We start from the raw sequence: 18,859 nt of genomic DNA on the forward strand, positions 1-18,859 counted from the left end.
TAGAAGATGAAGTCCTTTTGGACGCTATCTATGAGTTCAATATGAAAAGAGTATAAAGCATGAAACTGCCTGAACATCTCAATCCCAAACGTTCTTTTCAAGGACTTATCTTAACTTTACAAAATTATTGGGCTCGTTATGGATGCGCAATTTTACAACCGTACGATATGGAAGTTGGGGCTGGGACTTTTCATCCGTCCACAACATTGCGTTCACTAGGACCGCGCCCTTGGAAAGTAGCTTACGTCCAACCCTCTAGACGCCCAACAGATGGACGATATGGTGAAAATCCAAATCGTTTACAGCACTATTATCAATTCCAAGTGCTTATCAAACCTTCCCCTCCCAATTTACAAGAGCTTTATATTAAGTCGCTACAGGCCATCGGTCTTGATACAAAGCTTCATGATATTCGCTTTGTTGAAGATGATTGGGAAAGTCCAACGCTTGGTGCTTGGGGGCTTGGATGGGAGTGCTGGTGTGATGGAATGGAAATCTCTCAATTTACTTATTTTCAACAGGTTTGTGGCATTGAATGTTCTCCAGTTTCAGGAGAGCTCACTTATGGGCTTGAACGCCTCGCAATGTATATACAAGGTGTTGATAACGTCTATGATCTTAACTTTAATGGTTTAGATGGCGAAAATAAAATAAGTTATAGAGATATTTTTTTACAAGCAGAACAAGAATATTCATACTACAATTTCAAATTTGCTGATACGAAACTGCTACATCAACATTTTATCGATGCAGAACGCGAATGCATTGCACTTCTTGAAGCTGGGAAACCAAATAAAGAAAATGTTTTTCATCGATGCGTTTTTCCAGCTTATGACCAATGTATTAAAGCAAGTCATATTTTTAATCTTTTACAAGCACGTGGCGTTATCTCTGTAACTGAAAGACAAAGTTACATTCTTCGCGTTCGCGATCTTGCACGTCGTTGTGGAGAAGCTTTCTTACATACAGAAGCTGGTCAAATCACACTAAAGGAAAAATCTAATGTCTGATCTTCTTCTTGAACTTTTCAGTGAAGAAATCCCCGCACGCATGCAACGAAAAGCGGCTGCTGATCTCAAAAAATGTCTTACGGATCAAATCGTAAAAGCAGGCTTAACTTATAGGGCTGCTAAGGAATATTGGACACCCCGTCGTCTAACATTAGACATACGCGGTCTTTCTCTATGTTCAAAAGATGTTTATGAAGAACGTAGAGGCCCCAGTACAAAATCACCACAGCATGTCATTGATGGCTTCCTACGCTCAACAGGACTAAGCGATATTTCTGAAGCAGATATTGCTCATGATAGTAAAAAAGGCGATTTTTATGTCGCTAAAATCATCAAAAAAGGCCGAAAAGTAGAAGAAATTATAGCGGATATTTTACCAGATATTATTCGTAACTTTCCCTGGCCAAAGTCTATGCGTTGGGGTAAAGATTCAGCAAAAAGTGGCGCTTTGAAATGGATTCGATCTTTACAAAATATTCTTTGCGTCTTTGGACCAGAGATTGGTGAAACACATGTTATTCCGTTTGCCATCGGTTCTCTCAAAAGCAATAATCTAACCTATGGTCATCGTTTTTTAAGTGACGGAAAATCACTTCAAATCCGCCGCTTCGAGGATTATATTAGTAAACTTGAAGCCCATAAAGTTATTCTTGACGCGGAAAGACGAAAGAATATTATTTTGGCTGATGCCCAAAATCTTTGCTTTGCAAATGGTTTAGAACTAGTTCAAGATGATGCTCTTTTAGAAGAAATTGCGGGACTCGTCGAATGGCCTGTTGTCCTTATGAGCAATTTTGACAAATCTTTTCTTGAGATTCCTCCAGAAATTATTCGTTTAACCATTCGAGCTCATCAGAAATGTTTTGTAACGCGTACACAAAGCGATAAGATCAAACTCTCTCATCATTTTATTCTTGTTTCTAATATTCTTGCAAATGATGAAGGCAAAGAAATTTCTAAAGGAAATACTAAAGTTGTCTGTGCGCGTCTTTCTGATGCACTTTATTTTTGGCAAACAGACCAACATGATTTGCCCGATATTAAGCGTTTAGAATCTTCGGCAAAAAAATTTGATCTTGATTTAGCAAAGCCTCTCGATCAGAGAATGGCGCAATTGGATCATTTAAATGTAACCTTCCATGCAAAATTAGGAACACAAGGAGCAAGAGTAGAACGCATCACTGTTTTAGCACAAAAAATTGCTCCTTTGGTGGGAGCAGATCCGCTTTTAGCTAAACGTGCAGCAGTGCTCGCAAAAGCTGATTTGCAAACAGAAATTGTCGGAGAATTTCCTGAACTACAAGGACTCATGGGACGAAAATATGCCCTTCTTCAAGGAGAAGATTCTTGCATAGCTGAAGCAATTGAAGACCATTATAAACCCCTAGGACCAACAGATCGTATTCCGCAAGAACCTGTTGCCATCACAATTGCGCTCGCTGATAAAATTGATACGCTCGTCGGTTTTTGGCTTATTAATGAAAAACCTACCGGCTCCAAAGACCCTTACGCATTAAGACGCGCCGCATTGGGGATTATTAGGCTTGTGCTTTTGCGTGACTGGAAAATTAATCTTATTCCACTATTTGATTTGGCAGCAGACCTTTTCTTACAACAAAGAAACAAATATGAAGAGTTTCAAAAAGAAGATGAACAATTACAGAATCTTGTTCTAGAAAAAACAGAATATATTTTATCGGATCTGTTACTGTTTTTTCATGACCGTCTGAAAATCTACCTAAAAGAAGAAGGAGCCCGTTATGATGCCCTTGATGCAATCTTAAACAAAGATTCTGATGATCTTCTATTAATCGCCCGTCGTGTTGAAGCACTCATTGCCTTTATCAATACAAGTGATGGAAGCGACTTTTTAGCCTCTGTAAAACGGACTATAAACATTCTTGAGAACGAATTAAAAAAAGGCACAATAATAGCAAACAAAATTAACTCTGAACTCTTTACTGAAGCAGAAGAAAAACAACTCTATCGAGAAATTATGAAGATAGAAAGCAAAGTTCGTGATCACATCAATGCAACAGACTTTTCATACGCACTCAATACACTAGCACCACTTGGAAAATTTATCGATATCTTTTTTGAAAAAGTATTAGTAAACGATAAAAATCCCGATATTCGCACTAATCGTCTCGCTCTTTTGAAACAGATCCATAGCATTACGAAAACAGTAGCAAATTTTTCAAAACTTGTAGCTTAAAATAAGCACTTTATAAATTGACAGAATAAAAAGAGAATCTTTCTACTTTTTATTGTTTTTGCTATTGAACCTTAAAAAATATTATGAAAAATTCCCATACGATACTTGAGACAATTTTATTATAGAATTTATCATGTAAATGATACTTTAGAACAACAGATCAAAAAATCGAATAAATATTATAATACAACCATTTTATTTATAATAATATTACAATTCATTTACATACTAAATGAGAAAAACGAAAACAATATAAATCTTTAATCTAAAACTCTCTCGTAAGATTATATAACAAAAATCGTTCTCTTGTACATTCCAACTGGGATTAATATATGGATAAAATCTCTTTGAGAAAAATACGTCTTGAACTGTCTCAAGACAAAAGAAAGAGCAACATTTTGAGATGATAACATAATCATGATATCTTATGCTTTCATAAGCATAAGATAGCGGTATCCTAGGATATCTTGTGCGATACCTCTCACAGATAGTATAAAAAAGTTTGAGAGATATCTTTCTAAAGTAAGTAAACCATGACTCATGCAAGATAAAATTGAAAGAAATACTCAATTTTGAAAAGGAACTACTCTCCTAAAAAACTGGTTCTTTAAGCACTTTAACTACCATTAATTAAGATATGTTTTTATTTTATTAAGAGATTCTTCACAAAGAGACTCCTTAATAAGTTCATTCGCTTTATGAGAATCTAATTCTTTTGCGATAAGCGCACGAGCAGCAGAAACAGCCAATTCAATAGCAGATGAAGAAACCATGCGTATCGCATCAGCTTCCGCTTGAGCAATTTTTTGCTCTGCTAATTTATTGCGGTTTTTTACATACTCTTCTGCTTTTTTACGCGCTTCAGCGATAATAGCTGCAACTTCATGCTTAGCCGCTGCAATAATCTCTTGCGCATCCTTTTCTGCTTCCGCATGTTTGCGCTGATATTCAGCAAGCACTTCCTGCGCTTCTTCACGAAGACGGAGAGCTTCATCAAGTTCATCTTTAATACGCTTTGCACGCGCATCAAGATGATGCACAGCTCTCTGCGGAATTTTGAAATAGACCAAAAGAGCTAAAAAAAGAACTAACCCAACAAACGCCCAAAAAGTATCTGTCATTCTTGTATCCTTCAGTAATCCGCAACTCTAATAACTGAACGAACAGACTCTTTGCTGACATTAACATCAATCAACTTTTTTACGATTTCAAGAGCTACTTCTTCAGCGATAGAACCAACATTTTGCATAGCTTTATCTCGAATTTTTGTGATCTGTTTTTCAGCATCTGCTAATTTTTTTTCCAAACTCTCTTCAACTTCTTTTCGTTCAAGCTCAGCCTTCTCTTTTAACTCTTCACCAGCTGCTTGTGCTATAACATGAGCTTGCAAACGTGCTTCTGCCAATTTCCGCTCGTAAGTTTCAACTACAGTATCTGCTTCCTGCTTCATACGCATCGCCTGATCTAAATCAGATGCGATTCGATCCCGGCGTGTTTCAATAACACCACCAATACGAGGCACAATCACACGAGAAATAAAGAGATAAAAAAGCCCAAAAGAAATTGCCAACCAAAAAAAATGTGAAGAAAAATGCACAAAATCAAAAGGCGGAAACACACGATCTGCATGCTCTGCCACGTTTTGTACATGTTCTATCGGCTTGTCAGTGGTTTGTGCATAAGCGCTGGAAACAAACATCTTCTTTCATCCTTCAACAAATCACTCCCCCCCTAAAAACCGACGGTAATGGACTAACACTCTTCTCATTAAGCAACAAAAGGCACACCTCCCTCTCATACAGAAAACAGGTATCCCTTTTTGATGATGATTAAACTCCGAAAAGAAGCAACAAAGCAATAAGCAATGAAAAAATGCCCAAAGCTTCTGTCACAGCAAAACCAAAGACAAGACGGCCAAACTGACTATCTGCTGCTGATGGATTGCGTAATGCGCCAGAAAGATAGCTACCAAAAATATTTCCAAGGCCTAAAGCTGTCCCCGCCATTCCAAAGCAAGCAAGACCAGCACCAATATATTTTGCGGCAAGCACTAATTCCATATTATTCTCCTTTAAAGCGAAATTGCACTATTCGACGGAAAACCGCCAGTTTTATTAATGTCCTGGATGAACTGCATCATTAAGATACATACAAGTTAAAACCGTAAAGACGTATGCCTGAAGAAATGCGACCAAAAATTCAAGAGCAGTAATCGCTACGGTCATGATAAGTGGCAAAATTGAACCACCAACGCCTACAACCCCTACTCCAATCATTGAGACAACGAAACCAGAAAATACTTTGAGGGTAATATGACCAGCAAGCATATTAGCAAAAAGACGAAGTGAAAGACTGATAGGACGAGAAAGAAAAGAAATAACCTCGATCATCGTAACCAAAGGCAAAACCACAACAGGCACACCACTGGGAACAAACAGTTTCAAAAAATTAGCCCCATGCTTATAAAAACCATAGCCAATGACTGTCAAAATTACCACCATAGCCAATGAAAACGTAATCATAATCTGAGAAGTAATCGTATAAAAATAGGGAAAAAGACCAATAAAATTTGCAACTAAAATAAAAGTAAACAGGGAAAAAACTAAAGGGAAAAACTGCATCCCCTGCACACCAGCTGATTCCCGTAAAGTTGTTGCGACAAACTCATAAGCCATTTCTGAAAGAGACTGCATCCGTGTTGGAACCAACCCACGACTTGATGACGAAACAAAGAGAAAAACCGAAGTTATAACAACTGTAGCTACTATAAAAAACGATACATTTGTAAAGGATAAATCCATATTCCCTATAGAAATCTTAATCAGTCGTGAAATCTCAAATTGATGGATAGGATCTGGAGCGTGTGATATCACTTCAACCTCATTTATCGGACCTTTTGTTGGACCTTTCATCTTGGCGCAATACGCCTCTTTGCCTGAATGGACTGGAGGAAATATACCCCACAGACCGAAGAATACTCAATACACCAGCAGCAAATCCAAGAAAAAGAAAAAACACCAAACCCCATGGCCATGAACCTGCTAACTTATCAAACCCCACTCCCAAAACCACACCTACAATAATACTTGCAAGAAACTCACTCGAAAGCTTAATTGCATGCGCCATCTTGCCTTGTAACTCATCCCCCTCATTTTCATAACGCCGCTTCTTTAATGCTTTCTTATGCATTAAAGCTCTACCTAACTTCTCACTTCGACATTCTAAATCCTCTGAATGAAGACAATCTTTTTGCCCTTTTCCTTCCGCTTCAGTTTCCTGCACTGGCACAATGGGTTCACTCCCCTCTGCCATTATTGGCTCCTTAATCAAAAAGCAAAGTAAAGGCTAATCTATAAAACCGTGCGCATCATATTGTTCTCGAATTTATTCGTCAAGACGCTAAAAGAATTCTATCACAATTTATCCCACAAATAACATGCCTTTTCATTTTAGGAATCCTCACCCCTTACTCTTAAATCATCACTCCAACCTACAGAGGATACATCGCTTTTCAACTTTAGCAAACCATACAGCCCTCGTGTCAAAACACCAAGAAGCATATTGAGAAAATACCCTCTTTTACAGCGTTTATCCCTGTTCACAAATAAAGGATGATATTTATGAGTCTTCTACATCTTTTAATGTACGACATAGAACTGTAATGAATTGTGTTACCGTTGTGCAAAGAAGCCTATATAAACAAAATTTTAAATACTAGCACTACAGCACTTTGTATAGTTGTAATTAACTTTTTAAGTCTTTCTTCTTATATTCAAATGTTTTATGGTAAATATCTTTGCTTTTTGTGAAAAAACCGTCACAAATCAGCTTTCTCCTTGATAATTATAGATATGAGAACTTCTTTTGACCCCGCACTATAATTATGACTCTTCGATCCTCAGTTGTTACAACTCCTCTTAATTCAAATGTTTTATTAAAAAGGCTTCTGCTTTAAATAATCCTGATTCATACATTGATTCCTTTCAATAACGCATCAATACAGGATTTTTTTTGTTTTAGATTAAGAGAAATTGTAACAAGAAAATAGCATAATATGAGACCTATTCATTCAATAGAGGGAATGATAAAATTATTTTTATAAATCAATATATTTTTGATATTAAAATGGTATCATTTACGAAAAAGTCTATTGTCTTAAACTGGTTCTTAAATATAGATTTCATTCACTTAAAAAACAGAAAAGAATTATTTCTTTCTGGAACGTGACGCAAAAGGATTATCAGATGCGCGTAATGATATACGAATTGGCACACCCGGCATATCGAACGCATCACGTAATCCATTGGAAAGATAACGTAAATAGGATTGAGGCATTATCTGTGGTCGCGAACAAGAAATCATAAATCCAGGAGGACGTGTCTTAATCTGTGTTATATATTTAACCTTAAGTCGACGACCAGAAAATGCAGGTGGTGGATGATGCGCAACAACAGTTTCAAGCCATCGGTTCAGTTTTCCCGTGGAAATACGGCGATTCCACACACGGTGCATCATCATGATATTTTCCATCAGTTTATCAATCCCTTGAGCATATTGTCCCGATATAGGAACAGCTCTCAAACCACGAACCTGAGGAAGAAGGCGGCTACATTTTTCATGTAAATCAATCAATGTCACCTGACTATTTTCAACGAGATCCCACTTATTAAAAGCAATAAGCGGAACGCGCCCTTCACGAATCACAAGATCAACAATTTGCAAATCCTGCTTTTCAAACGGTGCCGTTGCATCAAAAACGATCACCACCACTTCTGCAAAACGAATTGCACGTAAAGTATCTGCAACAGAAAGTTTTTCCAATTTTTCTTGTATTTTCGACTTCCGCCGCAAACCCGCAGTATCAAAAAGTTTAATATGACGGCCACTCCATTCCCAATCTACAGAAATAGAATCACGTGTAAGTCCTGCCTCTGGTCCTGTTAACAACCGATCTTGTTTCAACATGCTATTGATGAGAGTTGACTTTCCTGTATTTGGACGCCCTGCAACTGCAATCCGAATGGGCTTATTTTCATCGTAAATAAATCCCTCTTCCAAATCATCCACATCAACACCAACGGATGCAGGTTGTATAGCAGTATATTTTTGTTCGTTTTTATGTTCAAAAGCGCGTTGCTTACCAACAGCATCTACAATTGCATCACGAAGATCTGTAAGCCCTAGACCATGTTCAGCAGATATTAGACAAGGCTCCCCCAAACCCAATGACCATGCTTCATACTCTCCACCTGTAGCTGCTTTTGACTCAGACTTATTGGCAACAAGTACTATCGGTTTGCCTGACTTGCGAACCAATGAAGCAAAATTTAAATCACTCGGCGTTATTCCACTTTTGGCATCAAACACAAATAAAATAAGATCGGCTTCCTCAATGGCAGCTTTTGTATGGAGACGCATACGGCCTTCAAGTGTATGGTCACTCGCTTCTTCTAACCCAGCCGTATCAATCACATCAAAACGCAAATCTTGAAGTTTCGCTGCATGAATACGCCGATCACGTGTTACGCCTGGCTTATCATCAACCAAAGCTAATTTTTGCCCAACCAAACGATTAAAGAGTGTTGACTTCCCAACATTAGGGCGACCAACTATAGCAATAGTAAGGTTCATAAATTCATTCCTTACTTACCTTGCCCTCTGCTTGTATAAGCTCAAGCATCATACGAGACCGATCTGCTACTTTTAACCCTAAAGCACCTTCTTCAGAAATTTTCCTAAAATAATCAACCGCTTCTTTCACTTTATCAGCTTTATAGGCAGCTAAGCCCAAAGCCTCTCTTGCAGACATACGCATCGGATCAACATCATTTGCCATATCTTCAACGCGCTTTTTAACCTCATCCAAAGTCCCTGTATCAACCAAAATATAAGCTGCACGAATTTTTGCAACTTTCCGCAAAATTTGTGGTGCTTTTTCATCAGCCGCAATAGAATCAAAGGCTTCTACTGATTTAACATTATCCCCTTGTTCCATGAACAAAGAAGCCTCACGCAAACGAGCAAGAAAAGGATATCCTCCAAAGTTAGAGACTTTAACATTTTCCAATTGTTTCATCGCTTCATCAAAATGACGTGTATCCGCAAAATCAAGGCTTTTTACAAATGCATCACCAATATGACCAGCTTTCTTTATTTGTTCATGATGGTAAATTTGATAAGTCACTACCATCAAAATGAAAATAACGACTGCAATAATAATTGCAAAACCATAACGTCTCCAAAAAGCAAGAGCTTTTTCCTGACGAACCTCTGCATTAACTTCAGCAATAAAACTATCATACGACATATATCATACCTTGGAAAAAATTCACTTTTTGTGCTTTTACGCATAAATGCATAAAGATGGTAGCCCTCATGAACTAAAAAACTTAAAATTTCTAACTTATTTATTTCAAATCGTATCCAAACCACTGAAACTTTTGTAACGACATCAATCAAAAACGATAGAACCGCACTTTGGTTCATAACATAGTTTTATATCCCTTTTTAAACTGCTATCATATCCCTCACGCCCATTATATAAGCCTCTTTATAATCTCAAGAGCTTTTCGTGTCTTCTCCTTGTTATATTATATACGAGAATTATCTTTTAAAATCTTAAAAGCAACAATCCTATTGCACTTTTCAAAGCCTTTAATTGTAGAATTTCAGTGGGAAAGCAATCCATTAAAAAACTTTCACAAAGAGACATTGCTTCATTTTTATGATTGAAAATATTTTTACCAAATAAACAAATTTCGTTATCCAGAATGGAAGAAATGCGGAAACTCCATGATAAAACTCTATTTAAAATTCAAACTTCAAGTAAAACTCTGTGTACAAAATATTTCTCTTTAACTTAGTTTCACTCGATTGATAACCTCTTTTGGCTGTCACTCACAGTGTCTAAAAATGTTTTATTGTAATGGCCAAATCCACATGAGCATTGGAACAGCAACAATGACTATCAATACCGCCAACGGAGCACCAAAGCGTGGATAATCACTAAAACGATATCCCCCTGGCGCCATCACGAGCATATTACTTTGGTGTCCAATAGGCGTAAGAAACTCACAACCTGCACCAATTGCAACAGCCATCAGAAAAGCTTCAGGCTTATAATGAAGAGAGTGAGCAAAACTTGACGCGATTGGTGCTACCATCATAACTGTCGCTGCATTATTCAAAAATGGCGTTACCAACATGGCTGTAACCAACATCAGCGCCAATGCACCAGAGGGTGGAAAAAATACCGCCAATTGGCTCAGCCATTGACCTATGAGATCCGTACATCCTGTCTTCTCTAGTGCTTCACTCACCGGAATAAGAGTTGCTAATAAAACTAATATTTGGCCATCTAATGCTTGATACAAGTCACGCGCTGGCAAAACGCGAAAGATAACCATGGCAATAGCAGCAGAGAAAAAAGAAAGGGAAACGGGTATAATATGAAAAGCCGTACAAATGATCGCTATAAAGAGAATAGCTAAAGATACAAAACCATGACGTAAATTGCCAAACACAATATTGCGTTTTGCTAAGGGTAAACATTTCAGTTCCCGTAATAAATTGGGAATAACCCTCTCTTGTCCTTGCAAAACAATCACATCTCCAAGATGGAAAACAATATCCTCAAGCCTCCTCCGCACCCTTTCATGTTGTCGACTTAACGCAAGAAAATTCACATCATAGCGATCAAAATACGAAAACTCTTTTGCACTGATACCAATAAGGGGGGAATTATGCGTGACAACGGCTTCAATAATATCAATGTCGCTGTCCTTGTCTCCCGTAGAAAGAGTCCTACCAGAGAAAAATTCTAAACGAGCAGAATTCATCACACTATCTAGCCCCGTATGCGAACCTTCCAACAAAACAATATCGTTTTCAGACAAAATAAAATCTGGCAACGGCGAAATAGAAACTTTGTTTCTGATAACTTGAACCACCATGACATCACCACCTGATGGTTTAACAAGGTCCACTATCGTTTTTCCTACAATCGGTGAATTTATTGGAATATGTACTTCTGAAATATAGTTACGAATATCAATAGCATCATCAAACGATACACCTGAGCGTACACGTACAGGTAAACGCCAAGAAAAAAACACCAAATAGAGTATACCAACAGTAGCAACAGCCGCACCAACTGGAGTAAAATCAAACATGGTAAAAGGAGACCCCGTTAAACGTTCTTGCATAGCTGAAATAACAACGTTAGGAGAAGTCCCTATTTGTGTCATAAGACCACCCAATAAAGAACCAAATGCCATGGGCATCAAAAAGACAGAAGGAGAAACCTGAGAACGACGCGCAAATTGAAAAGCAATAGGAAGCATGATAGCCAAAGCACCAATGTTTTTAACAAACATTGATAAAAACACTACAGAAATAACTAAAAAAGCCAATTGAAGACGTACTGATCTCACATCTGGCCATATCCGTTGAATAATAAATTCCATTATACCAGAACGCGATACAGCTGTACTGACAACAAACACACTCCCCACAATAATAACAATATCATTACTAAAACCGCTAAATGCCTCCTTTGGGCTAACAAGCCCCACAATGCAAGCAACCAATAATGTACAAAGAGCGACAAGATCATAACGGAATCGATCCCAAATAAAAACAACCATCATGAGACCAATGATAGAAAAAGCCATTATTTGATGTCCTGTCATGATACCCATCTCTCCCCATTAGATTACAATAAACACATATGTTGTTTTAACTGTTCCTATAAAAAGCAGCAAGATAAAAGCAAACATAAGTTCATTTTAGAGTGATAAATTATGATCAGCACATACTTCTCTCTTTGGTTATAAATGCTTTTTTATAAAATATTGAAACCAAACAAAATTGCTGACAGTTGATAAAAATGTTTTGCAAAAAAAGCAGAATGACTCTAAACGTGAAAGGGAATAAAAAGAGATAACTATTGGGTTGGTGCATGCTATATTTAGAGCCTTTGTCATTGCTTAAAGAAATTTGTGTACATTCTCACATAGAGTAAATAAAGCATCACACAGAGTGATAAAAGTGAAAGAAGAAATAATGACCAATCTTAATGGTGGATACCGAGGAAATTTAAAATACTGGCTAACATGTATTATTGGATTTATTGCTATTCTGACAATCGTAGTTTTCGGCGGTTTTTATATAGCAAAACCCTATCTTGACAGTTTTGTAAAACAAGAAATAGCCCGCCGTTCTATAAAAGCAGAGACAGCCGAAGTTAGCATCATAGGCAAAGTCAATTTGACAAATGTTACACTGCCAGTTCCTGCTGATACATCACTTAAAATTGGTGCCATTTCAGCCCGCCCTCCTTTTTCTTTTATTCCTGGTACTTTTACACTTTATAATGTTGACTTAAAGCATAATAACATTCACATAAAAATTCCCAAAATTTCCCTTAATAGTGTATACTTTAAGAAAAAAGATACTACGATCACATCCCACATTTTGCAATCAATTATGCGTATTGAACTTTCCTCAATTGTTGCGCCCAATATACTGCTTTCTATAGAAGATAAGAAAGAACTCAACGAAAAACTTGAGATAAAGGGTTTTCAGCTTTCTGGTTTTAAAAATGGTCATATTGGTTCTGTTAGCTTCAAAAATATGGACCTTAATATGACAGCCAAGAATGGTGAAAAACAAACGCATATTATTAGCAAAAGTGATGCAATAGAAGCACGTAATATTGATATCAACTATGCTGATTTTATTATTTTAGGAAAAAGTAATTCTATCAATCAAATTAAAAATGTTACCGGTCCTATTTCTCTGAAAAATCTAATCGTTGATATTTTTGAAGGAGAAGAAAAAAACATCTCTTTATCTCTTGGTAAATTTAAAACATCTGGTTTTAAAGTGAAACCATTGGAGCCAACAACTGAAAATTTGATCAAAGCTTATCTGAACGAAAAAAAAGTAACTAACAAGAAAACTGAAAAAACAGCACGACGTGATATTCTCATAAATAACTTGCTCACTATTACCTTAGCTGATGCAGAAGTGAATAACCTCAAAATCGATACACCACAATTTAAAGGAACACTCGAATCATTCCAGTTTACACAAAGCTTATGGAAGCAACCTATACCCAAAAAACTTCTTATCTCTTTCAATAATATTTCAGTTTTACCTAAAAAAATGAGAGAAGAAGACTTAAAGCTCTTCAAAAAAATAGGTATTGAACACTTTGATTTTTCAGAAAAAATTGATATTTCTTATGATGAAAAAAAACGTACGCTTGCTCTTAATGCAATGTCTTTCAACATGAAAAATATTGGATCTGGAAAAGTATCAGCAAAACTTGTTAATGTTGATGAAAAACTTTTTTCTGCTCAAAAAGACTTAATGACTCTTGCTTCTCAAGACCTTAGTGTCACTGATATTAACATTAGATATACAGACGCTGGTTTCATTGATAAACTTTTTTCTTATCTCGCACGAAATCTTGGTGATACAAAACATGATCTCAAAAAAGAACTCTATGACAATTTCTATCTGATGATGACACAAACCCCCCAAATTTTGCTAAAAGATCATGAAAAAGCTGAAAATATTTCAAATTCTCTTGGAGACTTTGCTAGAAATCCACAAACATTGGTTATTCAAATAACAGCAAAAGATAACAAAGGACTTACAATAGCTGATCTCGAAACTGCTCTGCAAAACGATTTGTCCAAAGTTTTGGATAAAGTGCATCTCACTGTCAAAAATCAAACATCACCTTAAAAAATAGCATTTAGCTTTGAACATAATGATCTTGTTTGTAAATTTAAGGGCTTTATTCCTCTTTTTTCTTTTGTATGATATAAGAAAACATCATACAGAGTAGTTTATATAAAAAATTAATTGGTAAAATTGTCGACACTTGGAGTTGTTCATGTCTGATTTATCTTCAAATCGTTTGCCTAATCGCGCGTCTCGTGTCACAAATCAAGCGCTTTCCGCTATTGAACGCTTTCTTCATATTGAAGCTCTCAGCGGTATTGTTCTTTTGTTAGCGGCGGCGGCCGCACTCATTTTTGCTAATTCTCAATATGCCTCTCTTTATGAATCCTTCTGGCATACACCCTTTGGCTTTAATTTTGGTCATTTTACCCTCTCTTGGGATTTGCATTTCTGGGTTAATGATGCTCTCATGACTGTTTTCTTTCTTGTTGCGGGAATGGAAATCCGACGCGAAATTCATGAAGGTGCTCTCGCCGATTTTAAACAAGCAGTTTTGCCAATTGTTGCAGCAATAGGTGGAGTTTGTCTTCCTGCAATTATTTATCTCAGTTTTAACTTTAATGGGGGACATACGCATGGTTGGGCAGTCCCAACAGCTACAGACATCGCCTTTGCACTCGGAATTCTGGCTCTTCTTGGCAAGAAAATTCCTTCTAATCTTCATATCATTCTTTTATCTTTAGCAATTATTGATGATATTATCGCTGTTCTTATTATTGCTTTCTTCTACTCAACGAATATTGATCCCAGTGGTCTCTTTATTACAGTAGCAGGGATTGCTTTAGTATTATTTTTTCAATGGATTGGACTCGCTTCGGCGTGGCTTTACATTCTACCTGGTGCAATCATCTGGTGGGGATTAATGGCGACAGGTGTTCATCCATCACTTGCTGGTGTGATTTTAGGGATGATGACTCCTGTTTTTCCTACCCGTACTCTGGTAGCTCCGCTCACCATGTTAAGCAACGCAATGCAAGTCCTCCAAGAAAAAAATACAAAAACAGATCTACATCATATCTCAACTGCATTAAAAAAGATGCGCAAAGGACAACGTGATATGATTGCTCCAGTAACGCGTGTTCAGAAAGCCTTGCATCCTTGGGTTGCCTACGGCGTGATGCCAATTTTTGCCTTTGCAAATGCTGGTGTTAGTTTTGCAAATTTCGATCTTTCTTCTCATGAATCCTTTTTAATCGTGCTTGGTGTGGTCATTGGTCTCTTTGTTGGGAAACCTTTTGGAATCATTGCTGCTAGCTATCTAGCCGTAAAATCAGGGCTATGCCGCCTGCCTCCTCAAATGACTTGGACTGGTGTTTTGCTCATTGGATTTTTAGCAGGAATTGGCTTTACAATGTCTATCTTTGTTTCAATGCTTGCTTTTAAAGATGTTATCCTGCTTGACTCCGCAAAAATTGGTGTCCTTTGTGGATCGGGTTTATCTGCTCTTGTCGGCCTTGGATATGGAGTTATTTACATCAAACGCAACAAACAAACTCCTCATAGTTTTCAATAAACCAAGTAACAATACATCTTTATGTAAACTTTAAAAAAATGATTTGGTTCATTTATTGAGCATCATTCATTATAATGATAGAAATAAATTAAGGGGGAATATTTGATATCTTCATTGATCAACAAGTGAAAAATCTCACGCCCTAAAACCTATTTCACTCAACTGATCAATTTTATGAAAGAGACTTAAATAAAACGAACGTGCAATTTTGCCGCATTACAGTATGTCTTCACATGATTGAAACATTGAAATCTTGGCCAATCAATGCACATGTATAATGAGTAGAAAGATAATAAGCAGACAAAAAATATAGGACAAATTTTTTATTGTAATTATTTGTACTAAAATCGTGGATGGAAATTTCAAGCGTCTCAATTTACTATCACTATAACTGTTTATACTGTGATTTCCGATAATAAAACGCATATCACTTTGTTTATTGAAAACTATGAGGAGTTTGTTTGTTGCATTTGACGCAAATAATCCCTTAATAATAAAAGAAGATAAATCAAGCACCATAAATCATGTATGCAAAAAAAGCTTAGTTTATTCTCCCAATTGAAGTATTTCTCTACGAATAATTTCTGCACAAATCCTTTAGATATTTACTTTCTCTCAAATAAGAATAAAATTAGATCTGCAAGAAATGCGGAAAATTCTAAATAATCATCTGAGAAAAGCAAACATCAATGGAATATATCTTATCGAATTTGTTTTACATCATTGCGTAAATAATAAAATCTATGCGCTCGATATTCTAACTCAGCTTTCACCAAGATTTCTCTAACAGACATATTTGAAAGAGTAGCGCACTTTTCTCTCTCTAAACATTTATGTAAAGAGTCCTTCGTTTTTCTTACATACATGAACGCTTCATACTCATTTGGAAATCTTTGTTAGAGTTGAAAAAAATATTTAATCCTTATCAAGATTATAAACAGCATGTAATGTTCTGACTGCAAGTTCAGTATAAGCACTATCAATCAAAATAGAAATCTTAATCTCGGAAGTTGTAATTGCTTGAATATTAATACCTTTTTCAGCCAAAGCCTGAAATGCTATAGCCGCAACACCTGCATGGCTGCGCATTCCAATCCCAATAACCGATATTTTGGCAAGATTGCTTTCAAATTGGATAACATCAAATCCAATCTCTTGGCGGTTTTTCTTAAGAAGTGCAACAGCTTTCTCTACATCGCCTGATGGTACAGTAAAAGTCATATCCGTTTTGGAGCCATCTTCAGAAATATTTTGCACAATCATATCGACATTAATTCGCTCTTCAGCTAAGGGACCAAAAATTGCTGCAGAGATCCCCGGGCGATCTGCAAGTCTACGGAGAGAGACTTGTGCCTCATCCTTAGCAAAAGCAATACCAGTAACATTTTGTTGTTCCACAATTTCATCCTCATCGCAAATAAGTGTTCCAGAAGAATTCATTGAATCCCCCATGCCTAATGCATCGGGATTCTCAAAACTTGAACGCACGAAAGTACGAACTTTGTGAACCATTGCCAATTCAACAGAACGTACCTGTAAAACTTTCGCTCCAAGAGAAGCCATTTCCAACATTTCTTCAAAAGCAACCTTTGGTAAACGACGTGCCTTAGGTTCTATACGTGGATCTGTTGTATAAACACCATCCACATCTGTATAAATATCACAGCGATCAGCTTGTATCGCTGCCGCTATAGCAACAGCACTCGTATCTGATCCCCCACGCCCTAAGGTAGAAATCCGATTATCCGGAGCTATCCCTTGAAAACCAGCAATAACTGCTACTTGTCCTTCCTGAAAACGCTTTATCAAAAAAGAGCCATCAATATCTGTAATACGCGCACGACTATGCGCACCATCCGTGTGAATAGGTATTTGCCAACCAAGCCATGAACGCGCATTGACTCCCATTTCTTGAAGTGTAAGAGCCAACAAGCCTGCTGTTACCTGTTCACCAGAAGCAACAACAACATCATATTCATGAGCATCTCTCTGTATTGGTGAGGCGTCACATGTCCACTGAACAAGCTCATTGGTTTTTCCAGCCATCGCGGATACTATAACTGCAACCTCATTGCCAGCATCCACCTCTCTTTTAACATGCCGTGCAACATTCTGAATACATTCAATGTCTGCTACAGATGTTCCGCCAAATTTCATGACAATCCGCGCCATTAATAACACTCTTACCTTTAACAGTGAGAATAAGAACTTACTCCCATATCAACAAACCACTTTTTCACATATAGAATATCTGTCATTTGTGCAAGTTTAGTTATATTTATATTATTTTCTTTTGACTTTAGATAAAATCTATCTGACTTAAAAATACAAGGAAAGCGATATGATAAATGAAACACATACCACAATTGATCAGAATGAAATTGATCACTTCTCGCATATTGCTTCTGAATGGTGGAACCCGCAAGGAAAATTTCGCCCACTTCATCAATTCAATCCAACACGTCTTGCTTATATTAGAGAAAAAATCTGTTTAGAATTTAATCGCGATCCTATCTCACTTATGCCCTTCGAAAATTTAAAAATTCTTGATATTGGCTGTGGAGGTGGTTTGTTATGTGAACCAATGGCACGTCTTGGCGCTACGGTTGTAGGAGTTGATGCTGCACAAACCAATATTGAAGTCGCAAAAACCCACGCCACACAAAATGGACTTTCTATTGACTACCGCACAACAACTGCAGAAGCACTCGCCAATGAAGAAGAGCAATTTGATATCATCCTCAATATGGAAGTTGTTGAGCACGTAGCTGATGTTAACCTCTTCATGGCAGCTACAGCAAAAATCCTCAAACCACAAGGGTTGATGTTTGTCTCAACACTCAACCGTACATGGAAAGCATGGGGACTCGCTATTGTAGGTGCTGAATACATTTTACGCTGGCTTCCCAAAGGGACCCATGACTATAAAAAGTTCTTAAAACCTCAGGAACTTAAAAGCCTTTTATCAAAAAATGCTCTGACTGTCATTGATAAGATCGGCATTACTTATAATCCATTAAACGACAGCTGGAATCGCTCGAACGATTTGGGCATCAATTATATGCTTCTCGCAAAAAAGTCTTGAGCTGATGTAATCTACAATGACTATGCGTCTTGCAATAAAGAATTGAGTTTCCCTTCATTTTCTAAAGCGTAAAGATCATCGCAACCGCCGACATGATAATCACCTATGAAAATTTGTGGAAATGTATTACGTCCATTTGCTCGCTGTACCATTTCTTGGCGAAGAGACGTTGATGCATCAATATCTGTATATTTTACTCCTTTTTTATCAAGCAAATCACGTGCTTTCATACAGTAAGGACAGTTAGGACGTGTATAAAGTGTTATCTCTTTCATGATTAT

15 protein-coding genes are annotated in these 18,859 nt (G+C 37.1%); 5 read left to right on the top strand and 10 right to left on the bottom strand.

Features of this window, described 5'->3' with window-relative positions:
- Positions 1 to 59 precede the first annotated feature (59 nt).
- Both NPX99_RS04410 and glyS read left to right on the top strand, forming a co-directional pair.
- On the top strand, positions 60 to 1,010 hold the full coding sequence (locus NPX99_RS04410; protein WP_269030691.1) for a glycine--tRNA ligase subunit alpha: 951 nt from the start codon (positions 60 to 62) through the stop codon (positions 1,008 to 1,010).
- The gene (gene glyS, locus NPX99_RS04415; protein ID WP_269030692.1) at positions 1,003 to 3,225 is read left to right on the top strand and encodes a glycine--tRNA ligase subunit beta; all 2,223 of its coding nucleotides are present in this window, start codon (positions 1,003 to 1,005) and stop codon (positions 3,223 to 3,225) included. Before NPX99_RS04410 ends, glyS begins: the two co-directional genes overlap by 8 nt.
- 626 nt (positions 3,226 to 3,851) lie before the next feature.
- On the opposite strand, the gene NPX99_RS04420 is transcribed toward glyS, so the two are convergent.
- From NPX99_RS04420 to NPX99_RS04455, 8 genes are all read right to left on the bottom strand, one after another.
- A complete protein-coding gene (locus NPX99_RS04420; protein WP_269030693.1) occupies positions 3,852 to 4,346 on the bottom strand; it encodes a F0F1 ATP synthase subunit B in 495 nt (164 codons plus the stop codon).
- A gap of 11 nt (positions 4,347 to 4,357) precedes the next feature.
- Complete coding sequence (locus NPX99_RS04425; protein ID WP_269030694.1) at positions 4,358 to 4,924, bottom strand: F0F1 ATP synthase subunit B; 567 nt, start codon at positions 4,922 to 4,924, stop codon at positions 4,358 to 4,360.
- Between the two features lie 130 nt (positions 4,925 to 5,054).
- A complete protein-coding gene (locus NPX99_RS04430) occupies positions 5,055 to 5,285 on the bottom strand; it encodes a F0F1 ATP synthase subunit C (RefSeq protein ID WP_004860748.1) in 231 nt (76 codons plus the stop codon).
- A gap of 54 nt (positions 5,286 to 5,339) precedes the next feature.
- On the bottom strand, positions 5,340 to 6,098 hold the full coding sequence (locus NPX99_RS04435; protein ID WP_269030729.1) for a F0F1 ATP synthase subunit A: 759 nt from the start codon (positions 6,096 to 6,098) through the stop codon (positions 5,340 to 5,342).
- A gap of 7 nt (positions 6,099 to 6,105) precedes the next feature.
- The gene (locus tag NPX99_RS04440) at positions 6,106 to 6,537 is read right to left on the bottom strand and encodes an AtpZ/AtpI family protein (protein ID WP_269030695.1); all 432 of its coding nucleotides are present in this window, start codon (positions 6,535 to 6,537) and stop codon (positions 6,106 to 6,108) included.
- Positions 6,538 to 7,431: 894 nt separating this feature from the next.
- Positions 7,432 to 8,856 (bottom strand): ribosome biogenesis GTPase Der, encoded by a 1,425-nt coding sequence (gene der / locus NPX99_RS04445; RefSeq protein WP_269030696.1) that lies wholly within the window; start codon positions 8,854 to 8,856, stop codon positions 7,432 to 7,434.
- A 4-nt stretch (positions 8,857 to 8,860) separates the two neighbouring features.
- Positions 8,861 to 9,532, bottom strand: a complete 672-nt coding sequence (locus NPX99_RS04450; protein ID WP_269030697.1) for a DUF2659 family protein — start codon at positions 9,530 to 9,532, stop codon at positions 8,861 to 8,863.
- Positions 9,533 to 10,142: 610 nt separating this feature from the next.
- Positions 10,143 to 11,915: an SLC13 family permease gene (locus NPX99_RS04455; protein WP_269030698.1), complete on the bottom strand. Its 1,773-nt coding sequence runs from the start codon at positions 11,913 to 11,915 to the stop codon at positions 10,143 to 10,145.
- Between the two features lie 373 nt (positions 11,916 to 12,288).
- Here NPX99_RS04455 and NPX99_RS04460 point away from each other — a divergent pair, with 373 nt between their 5' ends.
- Both NPX99_RS04460 and nhaA read left to right on the top strand, forming a co-directional pair.
- Complete coding sequence (locus NPX99_RS04460; RefSeq protein ID WP_269030699.1) at positions 12,289 to 13,980, top strand: hypothetical protein; 1,692 nt, start codon at positions 12,289 to 12,291, stop codon at positions 13,978 to 13,980.
- Positions 13,981 to 14,131: 151 nt separating this feature from the next.
- Positions 14,132 to 15,493, top strand: a complete 1,362-nt coding sequence (nhaA, locus tag NPX99_RS04465) for a Na+/H+ antiporter NhaA (protein ID WP_269030700.1) — start codon at positions 14,132 to 14,134, stop codon at positions 15,491 to 15,493.
- A gap of 915 nt (positions 15,494 to 16,408) precedes the next feature.
- Here the strand turns inward: nhaA and NPX99_RS04470 are convergent.
- Positions 16,409 to 17,665 (bottom strand): aspartate kinase, encoded by a 1,257-nt coding sequence (locus NPX99_RS04470; RefSeq protein ID WP_269030701.1) that lies wholly within the window; start codon positions 17,663 to 17,665, stop codon positions 16,409 to 16,411.
- 169 nt (positions 17,666 to 17,834) lie between these two features.
- Here NPX99_RS04470 and ubiG point away from each other — a divergent pair, with 169 nt between their 5' ends.
- A complete protein-coding gene (gene ubiG / locus NPX99_RS04475) occupies positions 17,835 to 18,578 on the top strand; it encodes a bifunctional 2-polyprenyl-6-hydroxyphenol methylase/3-demethylubiquinol 3-O-methyltransferase UbiG (RefSeq protein ID WP_269030702.1) in 744 nt (247 codons plus the stop codon).
- Between the two features lie 20 nt (positions 18,579 to 18,598).
- On the opposite strand, the gene grxC is transcribed toward ubiG, so the two are convergent.
- On the bottom strand, positions 18,599 to 18,853 hold the full coding sequence (grxC, locus tag NPX99_RS04480) for a glutaredoxin 3 (RefSeq protein ID WP_269030703.1): 255 nt from the start codon (positions 18,851 to 18,853) through the stop codon (positions 18,599 to 18,601).
- Positions 18,854 to 18,859: the final 6 nt, after the last annotated feature.

The sequence above is a fragment of the Bartonella sp. 220B genome, from assembly GCF_026930205.1.
Classification (GTDB): domain Bacteria; phylum Pseudomonadota; class Alphaproteobacteria; order Rhizobiales; family Rhizobiaceae; genus Bartonella.

What these genes read in the sequence shown, in the direction of transcription:
- NPX99_RS04410 (WP_269030691.1), top strand. Translation starts at nt 60, where the DNA reads ATGAAACTGCCTGAACATCTCAATCCCAAACGTTCTTTTCAAGGACTT.
- glyS (WP_269030692.1), top strand. Translation starts at nt 1,003, where the DNA reads ATGTCTGATCTTCTTCTTGAACTTTTCAGTGAAGAAATCCCCGCACGC.
- NPX99_RS04420 (WP_269030693.1), bottom strand. Translation starts at nt 4,346, where the DNA reads ATGACAGATACTTTTTGGGCGTTTGTTGGGTTAGTTCTTTTTTTAGCT.
- NPX99_RS04425 (WP_269030694.1), bottom strand. Translation starts at nt 4,924, where the DNA reads ATGTTTGTTTCCAGCGCTTATGCACAAACCACTGACAAGCCGATAGAA.
- NPX99_RS04430 (WP_004860748.1), bottom strand. Translation starts at nt 5,285, where the DNA reads ATGGAATTAGTGCTTGCCGCAAAATATATTGGTGCTGGTCTTGCTTGC.
- NPX99_RS04440 (WP_269030695.1), bottom strand. Translation starts at nt 6,537, where the DNA reads ATGGCAGAGGGGAGTGAACCCATTGTGCCAGTGCAGGAAACTGAAGCG.
- der (WP_269030696.1), bottom strand. Translation starts at nt 8,856, where the DNA reads ATGAACCTTACTATTGCTATAGTTGGTCGCCCTAATGTTGGGAAGTCA.
- NPX99_RS04450 (WP_269030697.1), bottom strand. Translation starts at nt 9,532, where the DNA reads ATGTCGTATGATAGTTTTATTGCTGAAGTTAATGCAGAGGTTCGTCAG.
- NPX99_RS04455 (WP_269030698.1), bottom strand. Translation starts at nt 11,915, where the DNA reads ATGACAGGACATCAAATAATGGCTTTTTCTATCATTGGTCTCATGATG.
- NPX99_RS04460 (WP_269030699.1), top strand. Translation starts at nt 12,289, where the DNA reads ATGACCAATCTTAATGGTGGATACCGAGGAAATTTAAAATACTGGCTA.
- nhaA (WP_269030700.1), top strand. Translation starts at nt 14,132, where the DNA reads ATGTCTGATTTATCTTCAAATCGTTTGCCTAATCGCGCGTCTCGTGTC.
- NPX99_RS04470 (WP_269030701.1), bottom strand. Translation starts at nt 17,665, where the DNA reads ATGGCGCGGATTGTCATGAAATTTGGCGGAACATCTGTAGCAGACATT.
- ubiG (WP_269030702.1), top strand. Translation starts at nt 17,835, where the DNA reads ATGATAAATGAAACACATACCACAATTGATCAGAATGAAATTGATCAC.
- grxC (WP_269030703.1), bottom strand. Translation starts at nt 18,853, where the DNA reads ATGAAAGAGATAACACTTTATACACGTCCTAACTGTCCTTACTGTATG.